Source organism: Chelativorans petroleitrophicus (assembly GCF_025398195.1).
In the GTDB taxonomy this organism is placed as follows: Bacteria; Pseudomonadota; Alphaproteobacteria; order Rhizobiales; family Rhizobiaceae; genus Chelativorans; species Chelativorans petroleitrophicus.
Genome location: NZ_JAODNV010000017.1, coordinates 36,228 through 59,844 on the forward strand (window position 1 = coordinate 36,228; position 23,617 = coordinate 59,844).

Annotated in this window: 15 protein-coding genes; 7 read left to right on the forward strand and 8 right to left on the reverse strand. The window is 63.3% G+C overall.

The window, feature by feature from the left end; all coding sequences use genetic code 11:
* The first annotated feature begins 12 nt into the window (after window positions 1-12).
* Window positions 13-2,019, forward strand: coding sequence for an acetyl/propionyl/methylcrotonyl-CoA carboxylase subunit alpha (locus tag NYR54_RS15100; RefSeq protein ID WP_261516532.1), 2,007 nt, complete (start codon window positions 13-15; stop codon window positions 2,017-2,019).
* 100 nt (window positions 2,020-2,119) lie between these two features.
* Here the strand turns inward: NYR54_RS15100 and NYR54_RS15105 are convergent, their stop codons facing one another.
* A complete protein-coding gene (locus NYR54_RS15105; RefSeq protein WP_261516533.1) occupies window positions 2,120-2,386 on the reverse strand; it encodes an SEL1-like repeat protein in 267 nt (88 codons plus the stop codon).
* 421 nt (window positions 2,387-2,807) lie between these two features.
* Between NYR54_RS15105 and NYR54_RS15110 the strand changes: the two genes are divergently transcribed.
* Entirely contained in the window at window positions 2,808-3,005 is a 198-nt protein-coding gene (locus NYR54_RS15110) for a hypothetical protein (protein WP_261516534.1), read from the forward strand.
* 41 nt (window positions 3,006-3,046) lie between these two features.
* Window positions 3,047-4,543: an AMP nucleosidase gene (locus NYR54_RS15115; protein WP_261516535.1), complete on the forward strand. Its 1,497-nt coding sequence runs from the start codon at window positions 3,047-3,049 to the stop codon at window positions 4,541-4,543.
* Window positions 4,544-4,582: 39 nt separating this feature from the next.
* Here the strand turns inward: NYR54_RS15115 and NYR54_RS15120 are convergent, their stop codons facing one another.
* Window positions 4,583-6,304, reverse strand: coding sequence for an electron transfer flavoprotein-ubiquinone oxidoreductase (locus NYR54_RS15120; protein ID WP_261516536.1), 1,722 nt, complete (start codon window positions 6,302-6,304; stop codon window positions 4,583-4,585).
* Between the two features lie 155 nt (window positions 6,305-6,459).
* Between NYR54_RS15120 and NYR54_RS15125 the strand changes: the two genes are divergently transcribed.
* Both NYR54_RS15125 and NYR54_RS15130 read left to right on the forward strand, forming a co-directional pair.
* Window positions 6,460-7,047, forward strand: a complete 588-nt coding sequence (locus NYR54_RS15125; protein WP_261516537.1) for a hypothetical protein — start codon at window positions 6,460-6,462, stop codon at window positions 7,045-7,047.
* Between the two features lie 91 nt (window positions 7,048-7,138).
* On the forward strand, window positions 7,139-7,969 hold the full coding sequence (locus NYR54_RS15130; protein ID WP_261516595.1) for a uracil-DNA glycosylase: 831 nt from the start codon (window positions 7,139-7,141) through the stop codon (window positions 7,967-7,969).
* Window positions 7,970-8,060: 91 nt separating this feature from the next.
* Here the strand turns inward: NYR54_RS15130 and NYR54_RS15135 are convergent, their stop codons facing one another.
* Together NYR54_RS15135 and NYR54_RS15140 are read right to left on the reverse strand one after the other, a co-directional pair.
* Window positions 8,061-9,011: a DMT family transporter gene (locus NYR54_RS15135; protein WP_261516538.1), complete on the reverse strand. Its 951-nt coding sequence runs from the start codon at window positions 9,009-9,011 to the stop codon at window positions 8,061-8,063.
* Window positions 9,012-9,033: 22 nt separating this feature from the next.
* Entirely contained in the window at window positions 9,034-11,343 is a 2,310-nt protein-coding gene (locus NYR54_RS15140; protein WP_261516539.1) for a xanthine dehydrogenase family protein molybdopterin-binding subunit, read from the reverse strand.
* Between the two features lie 143 nt (window positions 11,344-11,486).
* Between NYR54_RS15140 and pepN the strand changes: the two genes are divergently transcribed.
* A complete protein-coding gene (pepN, locus tag NYR54_RS15145) occupies window positions 11,487-14,132 on the forward strand; it encodes an aminopeptidase N (protein ID WP_261516540.1) in 2,646 nt (881 codons plus the stop codon).
* Window positions 14,133-14,335: 203 nt separating this feature from the next.
* Window positions 14,336-16,657 carry a PAS domain-containing sensor histidine kinase gene (locus NYR54_RS15150; RefSeq protein ID WP_261516541.1) on the forward strand — a complete coding sequence of 774 codons (2,322 nt, stop codon included), beginning with the start codon at window positions 14,336-14,338 and terminating at the stop codon, window positions 16,655-16,657.
* A gap of 181 nt (window positions 16,658-16,838) precedes the next feature.
* On the opposite strand, the gene NYR54_RS15155 is transcribed toward NYR54_RS15150, so the two are convergent.
* The 4 genes from NYR54_RS15155 to NYR54_RS15170 form a co-directional block, all read right to left on the reverse strand.
* Window positions 16,839-19,796 carry a bifunctional [glutamine synthetase] adenylyltransferase/[glutamine synthetase]-adenylyl-L-tyrosine phosphorylase gene (locus tag NYR54_RS15155; protein ID WP_423738624.1) on the reverse strand — a complete coding sequence of 986 codons (2,958 nt, stop codon included), beginning with the start codon at window positions 19,794-19,796 and terminating at the stop codon, window positions 16,839-16,841.
* Between the two features lie 14 nt (window positions 19,797-19,810).
* Window positions 19,811-21,211 (reverse strand): sensor histidine kinase, encoded by a 1,401-nt coding sequence (locus tag NYR54_RS15160; protein ID WP_261516542.1) that lies wholly within the window; start codon window positions 21,209-21,211, stop codon window positions 19,811-19,813.
* A 3-nt stretch (window positions 21,212-21,214) separates the two neighbouring features.
* Window positions 21,215-21,889 carry a response regulator transcription factor gene (locus NYR54_RS15165; protein WP_261516543.1) on the reverse strand — a complete coding sequence of 225 codons (675 nt, stop codon included), beginning with the start codon at window positions 21,887-21,889 and terminating at the stop codon, window positions 21,215-21,217.
* Between the two features lie 99 nt (window positions 21,890-21,988).
* Entirely contained in the window at window positions 21,989-23,485 is a 1,497-nt protein-coding gene (locus NYR54_RS15170) for a DegQ family serine endoprotease (RefSeq protein WP_261516544.1), read from the reverse strand.
* Between the last annotated feature and the right edge of the window lie 132 nt (window positions 23,486-23,617).

Genomic DNA, 23,617 nt, shown 5'->3' on the forward strand with positions numbered 1-23,617 from the left:
CGAGGGAGCCGGATGTTCACAAAGATCCTGATCGCCAATCGGGGAGAGATTGCCGTGCGCGTGATGCGCACGGCAAGGCGCATGGGCATTGCCACCGTGGCCGTCTATTCCGATGCGGATGCCCATGCCATGCACGTGGCACTGGCCGATGAGGCGGCGCATATCGGCCCCGCACCTGCCGCTGAAAGCTATCTTGATGGCGAACGCATCATTGCGGCAGCAAAGGCGACCGGCGCCGAAGCGATCCATCCCGGATACGGTTTCCTGTCGGAAAATCCGGATTTTGCGGAAGCCGTGGAAAAGGCCGGGCTTGTCTTCATCGGCCCGTCGCCTCGCTCCATCCGCGCTCTGGGGCTGAAGGACAGCGCCAAGCAAATCATGGAGAAGGCCGGCGTGCCCGTCGTGCCTGGCTATCACGGCGACGCGCAGGCGCTGGTGGTGCTCGCCACCAAGGCGCGCGAGATCGGCTATCCCGTTCTGATCAAGGCGCGGGCGGGCGGCGGCGGCAGAGGTATGCGCAGGGTGGACCATCCCGATGAGTTCGCCGATGCGCTCGCCGCGGCCCGGCGAGAGGCCCGTACCGCCTTTGGCGATGACCGGGTGATCGTCGAAAAGCTGATCGAGAAGCCGCGTCATATCGAAGTGCAGGTGTTCGGAGACCGGCACGGCAATGTGGTCCACCTCTTCGAGCGCGACTGCTCGGCCCAGCGCCGCCACCAGAAGGTGATCGAGGAGGCCCCTGCCCCCGGCATGACGGCCGCCATGCGCATGGCCATGACCCAGGCCGCCGTGAAGGCGGCGCAGGCGATCGGCTATCACGGTGCCGGCACGGTGGAGTTCATCGTGGACGCGGCGAAAGGCCTGAAGCCCGATCGTTTCTGGTTCATGGAGATGAACACGAGGCTTCAGGTAGAGCATCCCGTCACGGAAATGGTGACCGGCATCGACCTCGTGGAATGGCAGATCCGTGTCGCCGCCGGAGAGGCGCTTCCCCTGAGCCAGAATGAGATCGGCCTTTCCGGCCATGCGGTGGAAGCGCGAATTTATGCCGAAGATCCCGCGTGCGATTTTCTGCCTGCGACGGGCACGCTGCACCATTTGCGCTTTCCGCAGCCGATCCCGGGCGTAACTCTCCGCGTTGAGACAGGCGTGCGGCAGGGGGACATCATCTCCGCCCACTACGATCCGATGATTGCCAAACTTGTCGTTCACGCGCGGGACCGCAAGGCGGCACTGTCCGCCCTTGCCTCGGTCCTTGAGGAAACCGAAATCGCGGGCGTTGCCGTGAACACGGCCTTTCTTGCCCGGCTTGTCCAGAACTCGGATTTCGTGGCAGGCAAGCTCAACACGCGGCTCATCCCACGCCATCAGCAGGCGCTGACATCCTTCCCCGAGCCCGAAACTCGCACGATGGCAACGGCCGCTCTTGCGGCCTCCGGAGCCAAATTCGCGCCCGATGCGCCGGATCCCTTCGACGCCATATCAGCCTACGCGCATTTTCACCCCATCACCCATCGTCGCGCCATCCGCCATGGGGACCGGACGCGCTACTATGCCATCACCGGCTTGGGCGACGGCCGCTTTGCCGTTCGCTCCGAAGAAGAGAATGCCGAGACCCTGGTGCTGCCGGCAGAATACGGGGAGCGGATCGTCCCTTGGCCCGGGCATCTGACGATCTTCGACGGGCCCGACAACCACACCTTCCAGCTTCATGATCCCCTGGAGCAGGCCGGACTTGCCGCAAGCGGCAGTGAGAGCCTGCGCGCGCCCATGCCCGGCCTCGTGAAGCTTGTGCGCGTCGCCCCCGGCGACAAGGTGAAGAAGGGCCAGCCGCTCCTGGTGCTCGAAGCCATGAAGATGGAGCACACCGTCTGCGCTCCGCATGACGGCGTCATCGCCGAAACCGTTGCCGAAGGTGCACGGGTCAATGACGGCACGGTGCTGGTGCGGTTCGCAGAGAGCAATACTCCAAATGCTGGAAGACCGGCTCGAAGGAACATCGAGCCTTCGCGCCTTTGACGCACCGCCCTAAAAATGGCAGCGCCGCGGCGGTTTTCACCGCTCGCGGCGCGCTCCGGGCGCCAGTGATCGGCGCCGCCGCCCTCCTGCTACTCGAATATCAGTGCATGGTCATCCATTCGCGCGCCTCGCGCAATGCGCGGGCAAGATCGGCCTTCGACATGGCGGCTGCAAGCTCCGCGCGCAGTTCGGCCGCACGCTCCGAGCCCTTGATGGCGGCGATATTCAGCCATTTGTGGGCGGCCACCAGATCCACCTCGCAGTCGCGCCCCGTCGCGTACATCATGCCCAGTTGGAACAGCATATCGGCCTGGGTGCTGCCGCCGACGGCTCCGGAACCGATCTCGTGAACATCCAAACGTGCCATTTCCAAATCCCCGTTTTCGTCCTGAGAGCGCCCGCCTTCTTGTTTTCCTGCGGTGTCGCTGATGGTCCCGAGAATGGCGCACGAGCATTGAAACCGGCGTTAAACGGTGTGCTTAACGCGCGGAAAATAAAGCTAAAACAATCGGTAAACGGGCGGATTCCGTTAAGGATGAAAATGCTTGGCCCATCCGCCTTTTGCCCTTCTGACGCGGGTGAAAATCTTAACGGGCGCATTTACCCTTTATTCACCATAAAAACGGGCGAGGATTGCGCCCAGCGCTGAGGCGCACCGTCTTCCGGGAAGGCCCCTCGCCAACTTGAACGCCACATGAACGCAGGTCTCAGGGCCGGTTCAGCGCCGCCGCGGCATTCTCGCGCCATCGAAGTCGAGACGATGCCCAGGGCGGGCGAGGCAGGACAAGATGGCGATTTCCGTTTCCAGACTCGCAAATGTGATGCGGCTTCTGCCACGGGTTGCCATTCTGGCCATGGCGATGTGGCTGCCGCTGATGGCCATGGACGGGGTACGCGCCGGAAGCGATAACATCATCGTCGACAACCAGCGCATGTCGAGCGGAGCGGGCCTCGTCCTGATGGTGAGTCTGCAGCGGGCACGGTGACGGCGTCTCGAAAACGCCCGATGGAATCTCTATAATGGGATATGGACAAGCGAATCTACCCTCAACCCATCGGAACCATTTCGAGCCCGGAGCCGGTCGCGCGACAATCCTTCAGCGATCCGAAGGAAGCCGTCAACGCGCTCCAGGCCATCTACGAGCGCAACACGGCCTTTCTGCGCGAAGCCTTCGGGCACGTGATCCGGACAGGCGAAAGCGATCGGCGCTATCGCGCCTTCTACCCCGAAGTAAGCCTTTCCACCTCCTCCTTCGCGCAGATCGACACACGGCTTGCCTATGGGCATGTCCCGGCACCCGGCACCTATGGGACCACGATCACCCGGCCGGATCTTTTCAGGGACTATCTGACGGAACAGCTTGGTCTCCTCATGCGCAATCACGGCGTGGAGGTGACGGTTGCCGAATCTGAGATGCCCATTCCGCTGCATTTCGCCTTCCAGAAGGACGCCTACGTGGAAGGTGCGGCCGGGAACAATCTGAAAAGGCCCTTGCGCGATCTCTTCGACGTGCCGGACCTCAACACCATGGACGATGACATCGTCAACGGGACCTATGAGCCGCTGCCCGGTGAGCCACTGCCGCTTGCGCCTTTCACCGCGCCGCGCATCGACTATTCGCTGCATCGGCTGTCGCATTACACCGCGACGGATCCGGAACATTTCCAGAACTTCGTGCTTTTCACCAACTATCAGTTCTACATCGACGAGTTCTGCGCCTTCGCGCGCGAGGCCATGGCGTCCGGCGGCGGAGGCTACGAGGCCTTCGTGGAGCCCGGCAACATCATCACGCGGCCTGGAGAAAAGCCCCCGGAAACGGCCCTGCAGCGCATGCCGCAAATGCCGGCCTATCACCTGAAGAAGAGCGGCCACGGCGGTATCACCATGGTAAATATCGGCATCGGCCCGTCAAACGCCAAAACGATAACGGACCACATCGCCGTGCTCCGGCCGCATGTCTGGCTGATGCTGGGTCATTGCGCCGGCCTGCGCCACACCCAGGCTCTCGGTGACTATGTGCTGGCGCATGCCTATGTGCGCGAGGACCATGTACTGGATGAAGACCTGCCCGTGTGGGTGCCACTGCCCGCGCTTGCCGAGGTGCAGGTGGCCCTCCAGGAGGCGGTGGCTGAGGTCACCGGACTTTCCGGCTATGAACTGAAGCGCATCATGCGCACGGGCACGGTCGCCACCATCGACAACCGGAACTGGGAGCTGCGCGAGCAGCGCGGGCCGGTGCAGCGGCTTTCGCAGTCACGCGCCATCGCGCTCGACATGGAGTCGGCTACGATCGCGGCCAACGGCTTCCGCTTCCGCGTCCCTTACGGCACGCTGCTCTGCGTCTCGGACAAGCCCCTGCACGGCGAACTGAAGCTGCCGGGCATGGCCACGGACTTCTACAAGCGGCAGGTCGCGCAGCATCTCAAGATCGGCATCCGCGCCGTGGAGAAGCTTGCCGCCATGCCGCCGGAGCGGCTGCACTCGCGCAAGCTGCGCAGCTTCTCCGAGACGGCGTTCCAGTAACGAAAGGCTTGGGCCGGTGGGCGTCGAACCTTCGGCGCCTCACATGTTCTGGTAGAGAGGTCCCTCGCCGCCCTGCGGCGGGACCCAGTTAATGTTCTGGTTTGGGTCCTTGATGTCGCAGGTTTTGCAGTGGACACAGTTCTGCGCGTTAATGACGAAGCGCGCCTTGGCGGGGTCGCGCGCGGCGGTGCCCGCCAGCGCATTGCCCTGCTCGTCCACCCACTCATAGACCGCCGCCGGGCAATAGCGCGACGAAGGCCCTCCGAAGACACCGTATTCCGATACTTTCTGCAGCTCCATGTTCTTGACCTGGAGATGCACCGGCTGGTTCTCCTCGTGGTTGGTGTTGGACAGAAACACCGAGGAGAGCCGATCGAAAGTGAGAACGCCATCGGGCTTCGGATATTCGATCGGCCGGTGCCTGTCGGCCGGCTCCAGCGCCTCGTGATCCGGCTTGCCGTGGCCGAGCGTGCCGAAGGGCGAGGTGCCGAAAATCGTATTCAGCCACATATCCAGCCCGCCAAGGCCGACGCCAAGCAGCGTGCCGAAGCGCGTCCACAACGGCTTGACGTTGCGCACCTTCTTCAGATCCTTGCCGATGTCGGAGGCGCGCCAGGCATCCTCGAAGGCGGCAAGCTCGTCATGCGCACGCCCGGCGGCGATCGCCTCGGCCACGTGCTCGGCCGCCAGAATGCCGGACAGGACGGCGTTGTGAGAGCCTTTGATGCGTGGCACGTTCACCAGACCCGCCGCACAACCCATCAGCAAGCCGCCCGGGAACGCCATCTTCGGCACCGACTGCCAACCGCCTTCGGTGATCGCGCGTGCGCCGTAGGAAATACGCGTGCCGCCCTCGAAGGTTTCGCGAATGGCCGGATGCGTCTTGAAGCGCTGGAACTCTTCGAACGGCGAGAGATACGGATTGCGATAGTTGAGGTGGACGACAAAGCCGACAGCCACGAGGTTTTCGTCGAAATGGTAGAGAAACGAGCCGCCGCCGGTCTTCCAGTCGAGAGGCCAGCCGAAACTGTGCTGCACGAGCCCGGGCTTGTGTTTCTCCGGCCGTACCTCCCACAGCTCCTTGATGCCGATGCCGAATTTCTGCGGCTCGCGGCCTTCGGCGAGGTTGTAGCGAGCAATGAGCTGCTTGGCGAGCGAGCCGCGCGCACCCTCCCCGACCAGCACATATTTGCCGAGCAGTTCCATGCCGGGCTGATAGTTCGGGCCGTGCGTTCCGTCGCGCTCCACGCCCATGTCGCCGGTTGCCACCCCAATGACGGCGTTCTCATCATTGTAAAGGACTTCGGTGGCTGCGAAGCCGGGATAGATCTCGACGCCCAGAGCCTCGGCCTTGCCGGCAAGCCAGCGGCAGACATTTCCGAGAGAGACGATGTAGTTGCCATGGTTGTTCATGAGCGGCGGCATGATGAAATTCGGCAGCCGCATCGAACCCGCCGGCCCCAAGACGAGGAAGCGGTCGTCGGTAACGGGCGTCCGGAACGGGTGATCGTCCTCCTCGCGCCAGCCGGGGAGAAGCCGGTCAATTCCGATGGGATCAACCACGGCGCCGGAAAGGATGTGCGCGCCCACCTCTCCGCCCTTTTCCAGGACGACGACCGAGAGATCGGGATTGAGCTGCTTCAGCCTGATCGACGCCGCCAGCCCCGCCGGGCCAGCGCCGACGATCACCACATCGAACTCCATGCTTTCGCGCTCGCTCATCCAATCCTCCACCTTGCCCTTGAGGGCGGCCGTCTTCATCGTCCCGGCTATAATGCATAGTCGCGCGCGGTGAAACCGCCCGGATGCGACAGAACATTTCCTAGGAGCCGCCAGGTGTTCCGACTACCGCCGCACTTCCATCGGGCATCCCGCTGGCCTACAATCATGGCGCCGGGTTGGGAGGACCCAGGCCCATGCCGCGGACCATGCGATTTGCCGCCCTCATCTGCACTGCTCTCCTCACGGGCGCGGGACCGGCCGATGACGGCACCTGGCATACGGGCGGCTACAGTTTCTCGGATGAACTCGGCGGCTTCCGCATCCTGGGCGTCCGCGGTGCCGGAACCAGGGATGATCCGGTTATCGTGACGCAGGAGCTCTACTCAGCAAGCGAGATGGTGCTCACCATCCGCGTGCCGGGGCCGCGGGCCTCACGCACCGATACGGGACGCGCAGGCCTCGCCCTTTACCTCCAGCTTGAAACAGTCAATGCCAGCGACTTCGCCTGGGTGGAGTTCGGCTTCGAACTGCAGCAGGTGCTGGGCGAACCCAGCACCTATGGCGACGGTCTCTCCTTCGATCAGGCGGTAGCGGAGGCGGAAACGCTTTCCTCCAGTGCCTTCAAAGCTTTCTCGCGCGATTTCGAACCGTACGACCGGGTCCTGTTCCGGCATGGAAAGGCCGATCCCCGCGAGACCGTGATCTTCTCCATGCTGATCACCGACCTCACGCCGGTTTACCAGTTCCATCTGGTTCAGGACCCGCGCATCCCGTTCTCGTGAACGGTGCCCAGAGCATCAGGAAGAACGCTTGGCGGAATGCAACGCCACCTTCCCCCTTGCATTGCCTCCCGCGGCGGACGACATTGGCGCCATGTCCGTCAACACGCCAAAGAACCGCACGCTCCTGAGCGACATTCTCGCCTTTTATCAGGCCGCCGGCGTCGATGAAGCGCTCACCGAAGAGCCGCAAAATCGTCTTCAGCAGCAGCCGGAGGCGGCTCAACGCACCGCAGATGCGTCGGCGGAAAAAGAGCCTGTGAAGGCTTCACCGGCAACTTCCGTAGCCGCGCCTGCAGCGCCACGGGCCGCGATTCCTGACGAATCCCAGGCAATCCGCGCCCGGGAGCTCGCCCGACAGGCGCAAAACCTTGAGGAGCTCAAGGCGCTTCTAGCTGATTTCGACGGTTGCAATCTCAAATATACGGCGAAAAACTTGGTCTTTGCCGACGGCAATCCGGAGGCGGACCTCATGCTGGTGGGCGAGGCACCGGGACGGGACGAAGACTTGCAGGGCCTGCCATTTGTCGGGCGCTCGGGCCAGTTGCTCGACCGCATGCTGGCAGCGATCGGCCGTGACCGGACCACCGCCTATATCTCCAACGTCATCCCCTGGCGACCGCCCGGCAACCGCGATCCCTCGCCGCTGGAAACCGAGATCTGCCGGCCGTTCATTGAGCGGCACATCGAGCTGAAGAGGCCGAAGGTGCTAGTCACGCTCGGCAATCCGTCCACCAAGCTGCTGCTCAACACACAGACCGGCATCATGCGCATGCGCGGCACTTGGGCCATCCACAGAACCGCGAGCGGCCTGGAGATTCCCACCATGCCCACCCTGCATCCGGCCTATCTGCTGCGTAATCCGGCGCATAAGAAGCTTGCGTGGCGGGATTTTTTGGAGGTGAAGAAGAAGTTGAGCGAGTAGCGAGTAATTTCTGCTTTTGTACTTTCAATAACTAATTCCATTCACTATTCACCATTCACACCCCTATTCTCTACTCCCCATTCGCTATTCGCTACTGTTGCACAAACCTTCTCGCCGCAGCCCGTTTCAGACCAAGCTGCCGCTCGCGCCATATGATGAAGATGCCGGCGGCGGCCACGAGCAGGCCGCCCACGAGCGTATAGAGCGTCGGCACGTCGCCAAAGGCGAAATATCCCACGATAATGGCCAGAACCATCGAGGTGTATTCGAACGGGGCGATGGTCGAAAGCTCGGCGTGACGGTAGCACTGCGTCATCAGAATCTGCCCGATCCCGCCGCAGATGCCGGCACTCACAAGGGCGACAATCTGCCAGTGCGTCAATGGCGCCCAACCGAAGGGTATGGTGAACAGCGAAACCACCGTCGCCGTGACCGAGAACCACAGGACGATGGTGGGCGTCTTCTCCGTCATGACAAGGCGGCGCACGAGCAAGGTCGCGACCGCCGAGGTTGCCGTGCCCAACAGAATGGCGAGCACTCCCGCCACCTCGTCGCGGCCGAGGGATGCGCCGCTCGTCAGAAGCGTCAGATTGGGCCAGGCGATGACAATGACGCCAACGAAACCGACGATGACGGCGCTCCAGCGGTAGATGCGTACCACCTCGCCAATGAAGATCGCGGAAAACACCACCACCAGAAGCGGCTGGGCGTAGTTGAGCGTGATGGCCTCAGGCAGAGGCAGGCGCGTCAGCCCAAAGAAGCTGAATCCCATCGAGGCCACGCCTACGAGGCCGCGCAGGATGTGACTGACCGGGTGTCGGGTATGGAAGGCGGTGGTAAGCTCCCTTTGCCACGCGAGCATGATGAAGATCGGGAAGATCGCGAAGAAGGACCGGAAAAAGACGATCTGCCCCGGCGGGAGCGTGCCGGCCGCCTTGATCAGCGACGACATCACGACGAAGACCGTGACCGAAATCACCTTGAGCGCGATGCCGTAGAGCGGTCTTTGCTGTGTTCCGATTTCACCCGCGGCGACGCTCATGGCCGCGGCCCTTCTGGCAGGCTCACGACGCGCTTCTCGCTTGTGCGATCGCCTGCCAGATACGCTGCGGCGTGGCCGGCATCTCGATATGGGAGATGCCGTATGCGCGATAGAGCGCGTCCACGACGGCATTGAGCACGGCAGGTGTGGAACCCACGGTTCCGGCCTCGCCTGCGCCCTTCATGCCGAGTGCATTCGTCGTGGATGGGACGTTCCGCGTTTCGAAATGGAAGAACGGCAGAAGATCCGCCCGGGGCATCTGGTAGTCCATAAAGGTGGCGGTGACGAGCTGCCCATCCTCCGAATAGACTGCCTCCTCGGCCAGCGCCTGGCCGATTCCCTGGGCCACACCGCCATGAATCTGGCCGGCAAGAAGGATCGGGTTCACCGTCGCGCCGAAGTCGTCCACCACCGTATAGGCCACGATATCGGTCTTGCCGGTCTCCGGATCGATCTCCACTTCGCAGATGTGGGTTCCGTTCGGATAGGTTGGCTCTTCCTGGGTGAAGTTTCCGAAGCCTTTCAAATCGTCCGGATTTTTAGCTGCCTTGGCAATCTCGGCGAAGTCCATCGAACGGTCCGTGCCGACAATGCGCGCCGTGCCGTTGACAAGTTCGATGTCAGCGGGGGCGGCCTCTAGCTCCTCGGCAGCGATTTTCCTGATCTTCTCGGCCAGATCCTCCCCCGCGCGCGCAGCCGAAACGCCGCCGATGGGCACCGAGCGCGAGCCGCCGGTCCCGCCGCCCGATTCCAGCACGTCGGTATCGCCCTGATGCAGACGGATCTTCGTGATGTCCAGATTGAGCTTTTCAGCGATGAGCTGGGCATAGGCCGTGGCATGACCCTGGCCGTTGGTCTGGGTGCCGATGGCGAGCGTGACCGTGCCGTCGGCATTCAGCGTCAGATGCGCAGGCTCCGAACCCGGAAACGCACAGGCCTCGATATAGGTCGACATGCCGATGCCGCGCATGCGGCCCCGCTTCTTCGACTCTTCGAGACGCTCCTCGAAGGAGGCCCAGCCCGCGCGCTCCATGGCAAGCGTCATGTGGCCGTCGAATTCGCAAAGGTCGTAGAGCCTGCCCGTCGGCGTGCGGTAGGGGAACTGCTCCGGCTTGATGAAATTCCGGCGGCGGATTTCCTCGCGCGGCATCTTCAGCTGGCGGGCGCATTCCTCCACCAGCTTTTCGATCAGGAAGGCGGCTTCCGGCCGCCCTGCCCCGCGATAGGCATCGACGGGACAGGTATTGGTGTAGACGCCCTTCACCGTCACGTCGATGGCCTGGATATCGTAGACGCCGGTGGTCATGGACGCGCCGCCGGTGGGAATGTAGGGGCCGAACTGGTGCACATAGGCGCCCAGATTGCTCAGGATTTCGACACGCATTCCGAGAAACCGTCCGGACGCATCAAGCGCCATTTCGGCGGTCACGAAATTGTCGCGCCCCTGGCTGTCAGTAAGGAAATGCTCGTTGCGATCGCAGGTCCACTTCACCGGCCGACCGAGCCGCTTGGCCGCTTCCAGGACCAGGGCGTGTTCCCGATAGACGAAGTTCTTCGTGCCAAAGCCGCCACCCACATCCGGCGTGATGACACGCAGCTGCTTCTTCGGGATCCCGAATATGTTCGACAGGACACCCTGCATGTGGTGGACGCCTTGCGAGCCAGTCGTCAGCACGAACCGGTCTTCGCCCGCACGCCATTCGCCGATGATGGATCGCGGCTCCATGTAGTTGGCGACGAGGCGATTGTTGATGAAGGATACCTTCACCACCCGGTCTGCCTTGGCGAAGGCGGCATCCGTCTTCTCCTTGTCGCCCACATGGTAGCGGAACGCTTCGTTGCTGCCGAGTTCAGGCCAGACCAGAGGCGCCCCTTCCTTCAGGGCGGCGGCAGTGCCGATGGCCGGTTTTTCGTCCTCGTAGTCGATTTCGATCAGTTCCGCGGCATCCTGAGCCAGAGCGCGTGTGTCGGCCACGATGAAAGCCACGGCATCGCCGACATATTGCACCCGGTCACGGCACAGAATCGGAATATCGCGCGAGGGAGGCGTGGTGCCGTCAGGCTGTTTCGGCATTCCGGACGTGACAAGATCGCGCAGATGCTTTGTGTCTTCGCCGGTCAGCACGAGATGGACGCCGGGCGCGCTGCGCGCGGCATCGAGCGAACCGATCCTGAAGCGGCCCTTTGCGATAGGCGACCGCACCACATAGCCGTGCAGCGCGCCCGCAGGTGCAATGTCATCCGTATAGCGCCCCTTCCCGGTGATGAAGGTGTCGTCTTCGGTGCGCAGCACGGATGCGCCCATGCCGAATTTCGGTGTGAGGACCGTCATGCCCACTTCCTTGCGAATGCCGTGGAAACGTTTGAGAACTGCATCGGCCTGACAGTTTTGTCGACGGGCTGCATCGTGTAAAGAGCCAGGTTCGAAATAGTTGGGCCAACCGGCGCGCTGCGCGGCCCGTGAGGAGATGTTTCATGCGCACCGACACCGGCCAGGTCTTCCGTCTCGAGGATTATCGCCCCAGCGACTACCTCATTCCAGAACTGGATCTCACCTTCCGGCTCGATCCCGAACGGACGATCGTGACCGCCAGGCTTTCGATCGCGCGCCGGGAAGGCGTGGCGGCGGACCTGCCGCTCGTGCTCGACGGCGACGGGCTGACGCTCGGACAACTCTTGATCGACGGTAGGCCCGCGGAGGACGGGGCCTATGAAGCCACGCCGGACAGGCTGACCATCGTCAAGCCTCCCAAGGCACAGCATTTCGAGCTCACCATTGTCACCCGGCTCGCGCCAGCCAACAACAAGGCGCTGATGGGCCTCTACGTCTCGAACGGCGTTTTCTGCACGCAATGCGAGGCAGAGGGCTTCCGCCGCATCACCTATTTCCTCGATCGGCCCGACGTCCTTGCGGTCTATCGCGTGCGCATCGAAGCCAGGAAGAAGGAAGCGCCGCTGCTTCTGTCCAACGGCAACCCGGTCGAGCATGGCGATCTCGACGATGGCTGGCACTACGCGGTCTGGCACGATCCCTTCCCCAAGCCGTCCTATCTTTTCGCGTTGGTGGCCGGTGACCTCGGCGTCGTGCGCGACCGTTTCGTTACGGCCTCCGGGCGCGACGTGGCGCTTGCGATCTATGTCGAGCACGGCAAGGAGGCGCTGGCCGCCTATGCCATGGACGCGCTCAAGCGCTCCATGCGGTGGGACGAAGAACGCTTCGGCCGGGAATACGACCTCGACGTCTTCAACATCGTCGCTGTGTCCGATTTCAACATGGGCGCGATGGAGAACAAGGGCCTGAACGTCTTTAACGACAAATATGTTCTTGCCGATCCCGAGACGGCCACGGATGTCGATTTCGCCAACATCGAGGCCATTATCGCCCACGAATATTTCCATAATTGGACAGGCAACAGAATCACTTGCCGCGACTGGTTCCAGCTCTGCTTGAAGGAAGGGCTGACGGTCTACCGGGACCACGAATTCTCGGCTGACCAGCGTTCGCGCGCGGTCAAGCGGATCGCCGAGGTGCGGACCTTGCGCGCGCACCAGTTCCCAGAGGATCAGGGTCCGCTGGCCCATCCGGTGCGGCCGCGCCGCTATCGCGAGATCAACAACTTCTACACCGCGACGGTGTACGAGAAGGGCTCGGAGGTGGTGCGCATGATCCGCACGATCCTTGGAGCGGAAGCCTTCCGCGCCGGCATGGATCTCTATTTCGAGCGTCATGACGGCCAGGCTGTGACGATCGAGGATTTCCTCGCCTGCTTCGAGGCGGTCTCAGGGCGGGATCTGTCGCAGTTCTCGCTGTGGTACCATCAGGCGGGCACCCCGAACGTCACCGCCACGACGCGCTACGATCCGTCGGCCAGGGAGTACACCGTCGAGCTCGAACAATCCGTTCCGCCCACGCCGTCGGAGGCGCGCAAGCGGCTGATGCACATCCCGCTGGCCTTCGGACTGGTCGGCCCCGACGGGCAGGACATGGCCTATGAAAGCGTGGAGGGTGCGGCTGTCGAGGATAGCGTGATCCATCTGCGCAAGCGCCGCCAGGTCATCCGCTTCAAAGGCGTGGAGGTAAGGCCTATTCTGTCGCTCAATCGCGGATTTTCGGCGCCCATTACGCTGTCGCAGGAGACGAGTGCGAGCGATAGACTGTTCTTGGCGCGCCATGACAGCGACCTGTTCTCGCGCTGGCAGGCGCTCGATACGCTCCTCACCAAGGCACTGATCGATGCTTCGGCGCGCATCCGCGGCAGCAAGGAGCCGGAATTCGAGGCGGCACTTCTGGATTGCGCGGCGGAGATAGCCGCCGACGAAAGGCTGGAGCCCGCCTACCGGGCGCTGGCGCTCACCCTTCCCGCGGAAGCCGACATTGCCCGCGAGATCGGCTCGAACATCGACCCTGATGCCATCGGTGCCGCGCGCGCATCCCTGCGCAAAGCCATCGCCATCAGGGCGCATGAGAATTTTGCCGCTCTTCACAGAAACCTGGAAGACAAGGGTCCCTTCAGCCCCGATGCGGAAAGCGCCGGCCGGCGGGCCCTGCGCAATGTGCTGCTCGACTATCTGGCCGCTGGCAGCGGCGAACCCGCACTGGCGCTGCACCAGTTCGAGAACTCCACCAACATGACAGAGCGCATGGCCGCGCTTACGGTGCTCGCCCATCAGTTTCCGACGTCCGAGGCGACGCAGAAGGCGCTTGCCGCCTTCGAGGAACGTTATCGCGACAATGCGCTGGTGCTCGACAAGTGGTTCATCGTGCAGGCCACGATACCCGGGCCGGATACCGTGGACCTCGTGCGCCGGCTGATGGAGCATGAAGCCTTCTCGCTCATGAATCCGAACCGTGTCCGTTCGCTCATCGGCTCCTTCGCCTCCGCCAACCAGACCGGCTTCAACCGGGTAGATGGCGAAGGGTATCGCTTTCTGGCCGAAACGGTGCTTCGCGTGGAGGCGCATAACCCGCAAGTGGCCGCGCGGCTCGCCGTCGCCTTCCGCTCCTGGCGCTCGCTTGAGAAAGGCAGGCAGGAGCATGCGCGCGCGGCCCTCGCCCACATGGCGCAGCAGCCGGAACTCTCGCGCGACCTGCGCGACATCGTCGAGCGGACGCTTGCCTGAACGGCGGCCCGAGGCCGCGGATTGCCGGCCGCAGGCCGTTCACGGAAAGCACGCAGCCGACAGCGCCTGTGGAGCCAAGCACCTTCAATTTTGCTCAACCCACTAGACAACCCGAATCACCTCTGATTCCTTATGGGTGATTCGCAGGGTGGCGTGCGCGGATCGGTCAAGCGGTAAATCGGGGGAAATGAGGGGCCCATTGGATGCTCAGGGCGGACGCGTGGATATCGCCTGCGAGCTTGTGGTTCAGGCGCGGCAGATTGAAAGCGGAAAACCGGCTTGCGGGTAACGCCAAGATCATCGCTGCGCCTGCCTATAAGCGTCTGCTCGTCATCGAGCCCTATCTCAGACGCTCGATCCCGGTGCTCATCGTCCTCTTTCTGCTGGTCGTGGCCGCCGCCCGCATGTTCGCCATGGCCGACTGGCGGGACGACATCGAGCGCGACACCAAGGCACATCTGGGCCTCGCCGCGATCAATTTCGCCCGGTCGCTGCAGCTTTCCATTCCCGACGGCCTGCCACAGTCCTACGAGTTGCGGGGTCTGATAGACGAGGCCGGACGGCAGGCAAGCGCCAGTGGAGAGTGGATCTTCGCGGTGACCGATCCCGGCTCCGTCGTCATTGCCGCCTCCCCCGGGGCTACGAATATGGAGGGGCGGCCTCTGGATGCGTTCGTCTCCGGCGGCCAGCCGCTTCTCATGTTCGGTGAGCGCGCCGGGGTGCTCGATGTAGAGCTTAACGGCGAGGACTGGCTGGCGGCCGGCAGCATCCTTCCCGACGGGCGCGGCACGGTGATCGCCCTGGCGCCGCGCGAAGCGATGTTCGCGGAATGGCGCCGCTCCGTCTCGCTCAACGTCACGCTGTTTGCGCTGACGGCGGGCGTGCTGATGGTGATCCTCTACGCCTATTTCAGCCAGGCTGCCCGCGCACAGGCGGCCGACCGCATCTATATGGAAGCCCACCAGCGGATCGACCTGGCGCTGGCCCGCGGCAAGTGCGGCCTGTGGGACTGGGACATGGCACGCGGCAAGATGTTCTGGTCGCGCTCCATGTATGAGATGCTCGGCTACCAGCCTTCCGACCTGGTACTGTCCTTCGGCGAGGTGGCGAGACTGATCCATCCCGAGGACGGGGATTTGTTCGAGCTGGCGAACCGCATCGTCTCGCGCGAAATCGACCAGATCGACCAGGTTTTCCGCATGCGCCATGCGGACGGTCGCTGGATATGGACGCGCGCACGGGCGCAGGTGGTGGACCCGGATGCGTCCGAAATCCACCTGATTGGCATCGCCGTGGACGTGACCGAGCAGCGCACCCTCGTGCAGCAGTCGGAGGTTGCCGATCAACGGCTGCGCACCGCGATCGAGAACATCACCGAATCCTTCGTCCTTTGGGACGCTTCGGAACGGCTGGTGATGTGCAACAGCAAGTACATCCAGGATACCGGCCTCGACCGCAGCGAGATCGTGCCCGGCGTGCACCGGCGGGACATCGAGGCGCGCATGAAAACCGTGCGCTACGAACGCAGGATCACCAGATCCACCGACCCCCGCGACGGTATCACCTATGAGCGCCAACTCACCGACGGACGCTGGCAGCAGGTAACGGAGCTCAAGACCCGCGACGGCGGCACCGTCGCCGTCGGCACGGATATCACCCTGCTCAAGCAGCACCAGGAGAAGCTGGTCGAGAGCGAGCGGCGGCTGATGGCGACCATTCACGATCTCTCTGTTGCCCGCCGCGCCGAGCAGGAGCGCGGCCGGGAACTGATCGAGCTCAACCGCAAATACATGCGAGAAACCGAACGCGCCGAGGCTGCCAACCGGGCGAAATCGGAATTTCTCGCCAACATGTCGCACGAGTTGCGCACGCCGCTCAACGCCATCATCGGTTTTTCCGAGCTGATGAAGCAGAAGCTGTTCGGACCGCTCGGCTGCGAGCGTTATGAGGAATATGTCAGCGATATCTACGCCAGCGGCACCTATCTGCTGCGGGTCATCAACGACATCCTGGATATGTCCAAAATCGAAGCGGGGCAGTTCACCATCACCCGCGCGGAGATGGATCTCACCCCGCTTATTCAGGAGACGGTGCGCGTGGTGGCGCTGCAGGCCGCAAAGAAGGACATCGAGATGCGGACGGAGGTGCCTGGCTCTCTCAAATTCTCTGCGGATTCGCGGGCGATCAAGCAGATCCTCATCAATCTGCTCTTCAACGCCGTGAAGTTCACCGGCCAGGGCGGAAAGGTGACACTCAGAGCGCGCAAGGCAGGCGGCTCGGTCATCTTTTCGATCATCGACACCGGCTGCGGCATCCCGCGCTCGGCGCTGAAGAAGCTCGGCAGGCCTTTCGAGCAGGTCGAAAACCAGTTCTCCAAAACCCACAACGGTTCCGGGCTGGGGCTTGCCATCTCGCGCTCGCTCGCCGAGCTGCATGGCGGATCCCTGCGAATCCGCTCGAAGGAGGGCGCGGGCACGGTGGTCTCGGTGCGTCTACCGACGCGAGCAATGGCGGAGGCCGCCTAAGCCGCTTCCGGGTTTCCGTCTTAACGAACCTTCTCCTGTCCTGGAGGTTTGCCGGTTATAGACCTGTCAGAATATAAGCCGGCCATGATGAAATAATGCCCAAGCAGGTCTCGACGACCGGAAGCTCGCCTCCAGCCATCAGGCAATTCTGCTGGCCCTCAGGCAGGAGTGAGAAGACCGGCTACCGCTTCAAAAGCCGCTCTAAATGGGCGCGCACCTTCTTCGAGGTGTCCCGTATGTGCGCCTCAAGCACCCGCAAATCCGGCAGGTCCACGCTGCGCAGTAGGACGTCCGCTAACCCAGGCGGCACGTCGTCGGGGTCGAGCAGCCCAGTCAGGCAAAGCCGGAGGATCTGAGTGAGCATCATGTAAAGCCGGTGAGCTTCGGCAAGCTCATCGCGGGTCTGAGCATCGGCAAAGGAATCTGAAAGCGCTGCGAGCACTTCACCCGTCGCCGTGGGCCGGGGCTCCGCGGATACAAAACCGCATAGCGCTGCCACCTGCGCTATGAATTCCAGGTCGATGATGCCGCCAGGGATGAGCTTCAGGTCCCAGATGTCCTTAGCAGGCTTCTCCTCCTCCAGAAGCTTGCGCATTTGCCTGGCATCCCGCGCTATTTTCCTCGGGTCGCGCGGGATCGATACGATCGTCTGGACCTCTTCCGCAGCCTCCTTGCAGAGCGAAGGATCGCCCGCCACCGGCCGTGCCCGCGTCAGCGCCATGTGTTCCCATGTCCAAGCGTCATTGCGCTGATACTTGCGGAACGCATCGATATGCGTGGCGACAGGCCCCTTGTTGCCGGATGGACGCAGCCTCAGATCGAGCTCATAGAGCACGCCTTCGGCGGTCGGCGCCGAAACGGCGGCGATCAGCCGCTGCGTAAGCCGTGCGTAGTAATGCGAGGGAGCGAGCGGCTTGACGCCGTCCGACTCCTCAGCCTCCGGCGCATGGTCATAGAGAAGGATGAGGTCCACATCGGAGCCTGCGGTCAGCTCACGGCTGCCGAGCTTGCCCATGCCCAGGATCGCGGCGCGCCCGCCGGCGATGCGTCCATGCACGCGGGCAAATTCCTCCTGGACGGCATCAAAGGCGGCGCCGATTGTCAGGTCGGCCAGGTCGGAAAAAGCCTTTCCGGCCCTTTCGGCATCGATGGTGCCGGTGAGCAGCCTGATGCCGATCAGGAATTTCTGCTCCGCCGCGAAGATGCGAAGCCTGTCCAACATCTCCTCGAAGGCGCGCGCGCCGCTTAAAAAGGTGGCCAGCCGTTCCGCGAGATAGGCACGGTTGGGCAGCTCCGAAAGCAGCGCGGGATCAAGCAGCCCATCGAAGACATGCGGCCTTCTGGTAATGATTGCCGCAAGGCGCGGAGCAGCCCCCATGATCGTAGCGAGAAGCTGGAGCAGGCGCGGGTTCGACTGAAGCAGCGAGAAAAGCTGGATGCCCGCCGGCAGGCCTGCCAGGAACGCGTCGAAGCGCAAAAGCGCCTCGTCGGCCCGCTTCGTTCCCCCGAACGCCTCGAGAAGCGCAGGCGTCAGTTCGGTTAGCCGCTCGCGCGCTTCCGCCGAACGGGTGACTCGGTAGCGCCCGAAATGCCAACCCCGGATAACGCGCGCAATGTCGCTCGGGCGTTCAAACCCAAGCTCGGACAGCGTTGCGAGCGTACCCGGGTCGTCGCCATCCCCGGTGAAGACCAGATTGCCCCGGCCCCGCGAAAGCTGTGGTGCCGTCTCGAACAGTGCCGCATAATGGTGCTCCACCGTCTGCAGGGCATGCCGGAAATCCGCAGCAAAGGACGCGCCGTCCTCGTAGCCGAGCAGCAGGGCGATCCGGGCAAGCTCGTCTTCGTCGTCGGGCAGGAGATGCGTCTGCTCGTCCGCCACCATCTGCACCGCGTTTTCGACCCGGCGCAGGAACCAGTACCGGGCGGCCATCTCTTCGCCCGCTTCCCGCGTGATCCAGCCGCGCTCGGCGAGCTCTGACAGCATGCCCACCGTCTCGCGGCCGCGCAGTTGGGGGAAGCGGCCACCGGCGATAAGCTGCTGGGTCTGGACGAAGAATTCGATCTCCCGAATGCCGCCGCGGCCGAGCTTCACATTATGGCCCAGAACCGCGATCTCGCCATGCCCCTTGTGGGCGTGGATCTGGCGCTTGATGGAATGAACGTCGGCAATCGCCGCGTAATCGAGATATTTGCGCCAGACATAGGGCTGGAGTTCCGCAAGGAAGCGGTCGCCGGCATCGACATCGCCTGCGATAGTTCGCGCCTTGATCATCGCGGCGCGTTCCCAGTTTTGGCCGCGGCTTTCGTAGTAGTTGAGGGCTGCCTCGACAGGAAGCGCGAGCGGCGTGGAGCCGGGATCCGGCCTCAGCCTCAGATCGGTCCTGAAGACATATCCGTCTTCGGTCCGGTCCTGCAGCAGGCGCACGAGGCGCCGGGTGAGCCGCACGAACAGGTCGGTGGCCTCGAGCGGATCGGGGACAGCAGGCGCCTCGGGCTCGATCAGCGCAATCAGGTCGATATCCGAGGAGTAGTTGAGTTCGCGCGCGCCGAGCTTACCCATGGCAAGCAGAATCCAGCCGCAGCCCTGGGCGGGATTGGCCGGATCGGGAAGCTGCAACTTCCCCTGCCGGTGAGCATCCAGAAGCAGGAAATCGACCGCCGCCTTGACGCAGCTTTCCCCCAGAAGACTCAGGCGCTGCACCGTTTTTTCCACGTCCGCCTCGCCGGAAAGATCGCCGAGGGCGATGAGGAAATGCGCTTCGCGCTTCAGCCGGCGCAGCGCCTTCATGACACTAGTCTCGCTGGCGTCAGGCTCGAAGGCAACTGCACAAATCGCCTCCTGCAGGGAAAGGAGCCGCACTCCCAGCGGTTCTTCGAACAGCCTTTCGAGGCTTTCGGGCATATTGCGCGCACAGTCGCGCAAATAGGGCGAAAGGTCGAAGACCCCGCCCAGAAAATCGGCAAGGGCGCTTTTACCAGCGAGCAGAGCAGCAAGACGGGTGCAGTTGCGCTCTGCGGCCAGACTGGCCAGATTGTTAAGCTCCTCCCTTGCGCGAGCGGAGTCGAGCGGCCGGAGTACGCGCACCGGCGATCCGAACCAGGCAGTGCCGTCCTTTATCTTCAGATTCGCATCAGACACGTGCGCGACCTCCCTCAGACATTCTTGCCTGTCGGGAAGATCATCGCAACCGAAAGCCCCTGCCCGTTTCCGGAAAGCTCAAGCCGCCCGCCATGGAAGGTCATGACCGCCTTGGCGAGGCTGAGGCCGAGGCCCGAACCCGGCTGGCTGCGGCTTGCCTCCAGCCGCACGAAGCGTTCCGTTGCCCGCTCCCGGTCCTCCGCCGGAATGCCCGGGCCATTGTCGGTCACAACAAGCCGCACGGCCTTCGCCTCCCGTACCAGCGACACCGTAACGGCGGGAGACTCCGTGGCACCGGCGGAATATTTGATGGCATTGTCGATGATGTTCGACAGCGCCTGGCCGATCAGCTCACGGTTTCCCTGAACGGTTGCCGCCTCTTTGATCTTCGCCGTGAGCGCAACGCCTTCCTCCTCCGCCAGCGGCTCGTAAAGCTCCACCACGTCAGCGACGATTGCCGCGAGATCGACCTGTGAGATGCTCTCGGCGGAAGAGCCTGCCTCCAGCCGCGAGATCATGAGGATGGCATTGAAGGTGCGGATGAGCTGATCCGATTCGACAATGGTCCTCTCCAGCGCCTCTCGTGTAGCGGCTGGGTCCGCATTAGCGTTGAGGGCGGCCTCGGCGCGATTGCGCAGCCGCGTCAGCGGCGTCTTCAGATCGTGCGCAATATTGGCGGAGACCTGCTTCAACCCGTCGTTCAGAGCGGCGATGCGATCAAGCATGGCGTTGAGGTTCTCAGAGAGCCGGTCGAACTCGTCGCCGGCGCCGGTCACGGGAAGCCTGCGGGACAGGTCCCCGCCCATGATGCTTCTGCTAGCCTCCGAAACGCTGTCGATGCGCTTGAGCGCGCGCCGGCCCACGAAATACCAGATGACGAGGGCGCCCAGCCCCATCATGCCGAGAGCGGCCACCAGCGCGCGGCGCATGACGCGGCGGAACTGCTCGGGCTCTCCAAGATCACGCCCCACGAGCAGGATCATCCGGTTGGGCAGGCGGATCACATGCGCGACAGCGGTGTGTTCCCGGTCGCTTGCTTCCGCCCCCCCGAAGCGCCGGTAGAGAAAGGGGCGATCGGTCCATCCCGACTGGTCGAGAACGCCCGGCTGGAGGCTTTCCACATTGCCGGAGAGGATCAGGCCATTGGGATCGGTGATGAGATAGAGATTGGCGCCTGGCTGCCGGGCACGGACATTCATGACGCGCACCAGCGCCGGCAGGCCGCCGCGCTGATAGGCCCGCGCAAGCCCGTTCACCTCCTCCGTGATCGCTTCGCGCGTCTGCGTCTCCAGCATGCGCGTTGAAAGCGAAGTGACATAGATCACCAGCGCCACGGCACAGGCAGCAAAAAGGAGCAGATAGAGCGCGGAGAGCCGCGCCGCGGTGGTCTTCATGATGGCCGAAAGGGCCGCCATGGATCAGTCCGCGCGGATCATATAGCCCGCGCCGCGCACCGTGTGCAGCACCGGCTTGTCGAAGCCCTTCTCGATCTTGCCGCGCAGACGGGAAATATGCACGTCTATCACGTTGGTCTGGGGATCGAAGTGATAGTCCCAGACATTTTCCAGAAGCATGGTGCGGGTGACCACCTGCCCCGCATGCCGCATGAGGTATTCCAGCAGACGGAATTCGCGCGGCTGCAGCACGATGTCCTGCCCACCGCGCCGGACGGTGTGGGACAGCCGGTCAAGCTCAAGGTCGCCGACCCGGTAGACCGTCTCCACCTCCCGGCTGCCGGCACGCCGCTTCAGCACTTCCACGCGCGCAAGAAGCTCGGAAAAGGCATAGGGCTTGGTAAGATAGTCGTCGCCGCCCGCGCGCAGACCTGTCACCCGGTCATCCACTTCTCCGAGCGCGGAGAGGATGAGCGCCGGGACGGTGTTTCCCTTGGCGCGCAGGCCCGCGATGACGGATAGACCGTCGCGGCGGGGCAGCATGCGGTCGATGACGAAGACATCATAACTGCCGCCGTCGGCCATCGCGAAGCCGGTCTCGCCGTCCATAGCCACATCGGCGGTGTGGCCTGCTTCGGAAAAGGCCTTTTTCAGAAAGCTCGCCGCCTCGCGGTCGTCTTCGATGATCAGAATCTTCATGCCCGCCACATTTACATGCAATGACCGGCACGGCTAAAGGGTCGCGATCGTGCCTGAGAAAGCGCGACGGCGGGCGTTCCCGCCGCCGCTTAGGGCCTATCAGCCGATGGGCAACGCTACAAAGCGATTGGCGCCGTCACGCTCGATCTGCACCAGCACAGCACCTCTGCCGGCGCCCGAGGCCGCTTCGACGGCGGCCTTCAGGTCCCGGGTCGAATTCACCGGCTGCGAATTGACGGAACGAATGATGTCGCCCGGCATGATGCCGTTGTCTTCCGCCACGCTACCCGGCTCGACATCGGTGACGACGAGACCATCTCCGTCCTCAGCCGGCGTCACGGTCAGGCCGAAGTTCGCCTCGCTGCCGGAGGGCCCTCCCGGATTGGCCGCCGCAAGCTGGTCCTGATCCGGCATCTGGCCGAGTTCAACGATCAGCGTCTCGGTTTTCCCGTTGCGCCACACGACAATCTCAACCGACTGGCCGGGCTTCTTCTCGGCGATCGTACGCGCCAGGTCACGCGGCGATTCGATGTTCTTGTCATCGACCGCAATGATAACGTCGCCCGGCTTGATACCGGCTTCGGCCGCCGGCTCGCCCTCATTGGCATCTACGATGAGCGCACCCTTCTGCTCTTCCAGTCCCAGTGACTCGGCGATGGTCGCCGTCACCTGCTGAATCTGCACGCCGAGCCAGCCACGCTCCACCGTGCCGTCATCGATCAGATCCTTGACCACGCTGCTGGCCAGATTGGCCGGAATGGCGAACGCGATGCCGACATTGCCGCCGGATGGCGAGAAGATGGCCGTGTTGACGCCCACCACCTCACCGGCAAGGTTGAAGGCCGGGCCGCCGGAATTGCCCCTGTTTACGGCCGCGTCGATCTGGATGAAGTCGTCATAAGGGCCTGCGCCGATCTCGCGTCCGCGCGCGGAGACGATGCCGGCCGTCACGGTGCCGCCCAGGCCGAACGGATTACCCACGGCAACGACCCAGTCACCGACCCGGACGTTGTTGTCGTCGGCAAAGCTGACGTAGGTGAAGGTGCGGTCGGCATCGACCTTCAGCACTGCAAGGTCGGTACGCGGGTCCGCACCCACGAGTTCGGCCTTCAGTTCCGTGCCGTCTTCGAGGACGATCGTGTATTCGGAACCGCCTTCGATCACATGGTTGTTGGTGACCACATAGCCGTCATCGGAAATGAAGAAGCCGGAGCCCTGCGCCATCGGCCGGATGCGTCGGCGCGGCTGCGCGCTGCGCGGCCTTTCCTCGCGGAACTGATCGAAAAAGCGCCTCAGCGGATGATTCTCCGGCAAATGCTCAAAGCCCGGCATGTCGAAGAAAGGCGCTACCACCTCACCGGTCGCCGGCGCTTCACCGCGCACACGCACGCTGACGACGGCCGGAAGAACCGCATCCACCACATCGGCAAAGCTGGGGGCATCGACCGGCTTTGAAAGCCGTACGGGATCGGCCAGCACGGGCAGCGTGCCGGTCCCGATGGCACCAAGCCCAACCGCCCCGGCGACCGCCAGAGAAGCGATGGCCGCGGCCAGCCGCGTGCGCGTTCTGGATGTCACCTTGTTTGTTGAATTCATCCGGATCAGCTCCTTTTGCTGTCGATCTTCGATTATGCTCTCATAGGCACAAAATGTGACCTGTTGGGCTTTCAGATAGGCTGCCGCACCTTACGACGCCATTTCCGCCGGATGAAACTTTCGTAATGTTGA

Coding starts and splice junctions, on each gene's coding strand:
- NYR54_RS15120 (WP_261516536.1), bottom strand. CDS start 6,304: ATGAAGACGGCCGCCCTCAAGGGCAAGGTGGAGGATTGGATGAGCGAG.
- NYR54_RS15160 (WP_261516542.1), bottom strand. CDS start 21,211: ATGGCGGCCCTTTCGGCCATCATGAAGACCACCGCGGCGCGGCTCTCC.
- NYR54_RS15125 (WP_261516537.1), top strand. CDS start 6,460: ATGCCGCGGACCATGCGATTTGCCGCCCTCATCTGCACTGCTCTCCTC.
- NYR54_RS15165 (WP_261516543.1), bottom strand. CDS start 21,889: ATGAAGATTCTGATCATCGAAGACGACCGCGAGGCGGCGAGCTTTCTG.
- NYR54_RS15105 (WP_261516533.1), bottom strand. CDS start 2,386: ATGGCACGTTTGGATGTTCACGAGATCGGTTCCGGAGCCGTCGGCGGC.
- NYR54_RS15110 (WP_261516534.1), top strand. CDS start 2,808: ATGGCGATTTCCGTTTCCAGACTCGCAAATGTGATGCGGCTTCTGCCA.
- NYR54_RS15130 (WP_261516595.1), top strand. CDS start 7,139: ATGTCCGTCAACACGCCAAAGAACCGCACGCTCCTGAGCGACATTCTC.
- NYR54_RS15115 (WP_261516535.1), top strand. CDS start 3,047: ATGGACAAGCGAATCTACCCTCAACCCATCGGAACCATTTCGAGCCCG.
- NYR54_RS15100 (WP_261516532.1), top strand. CDS start 13: ATGTTCACAAAGATCCTGATCGCCAATCGGGGAGAGATTGCCGTGCGC.
- NYR54_RS15140 (WP_261516539.1), bottom strand. CDS start 11,343: ATGACGGTCCTCACACCGAAATTCGGCATGGGCGCATCCGTGCTGCGC.
- NYR54_RS15135 (WP_261516538.1), bottom strand. CDS start 9,011: ATGAGCGTCGCCGCGGGTGAAATCGGAACACAGCAAAGACCGCTCTAC.
- NYR54_RS15150 (WP_261516541.1), top strand. CDS start 14,336: ATGCTCAGGGCGGACGCGTGGATATCGCCTGCGAGCTTGTGGTTCAGG.
- NYR54_RS15170 (WP_261516544.1), bottom strand. CDS start 23,485: ATGAATTCAACAAACAAGGTGACATCCAGAACGCGCACGCGGCTGGCC.
- pepN (WP_261516540.1), top strand. CDS start 11,487: ATGCGCACCGACACCGGCCAGGTCTTCCGTCTCGAGGATTATCGCCCC.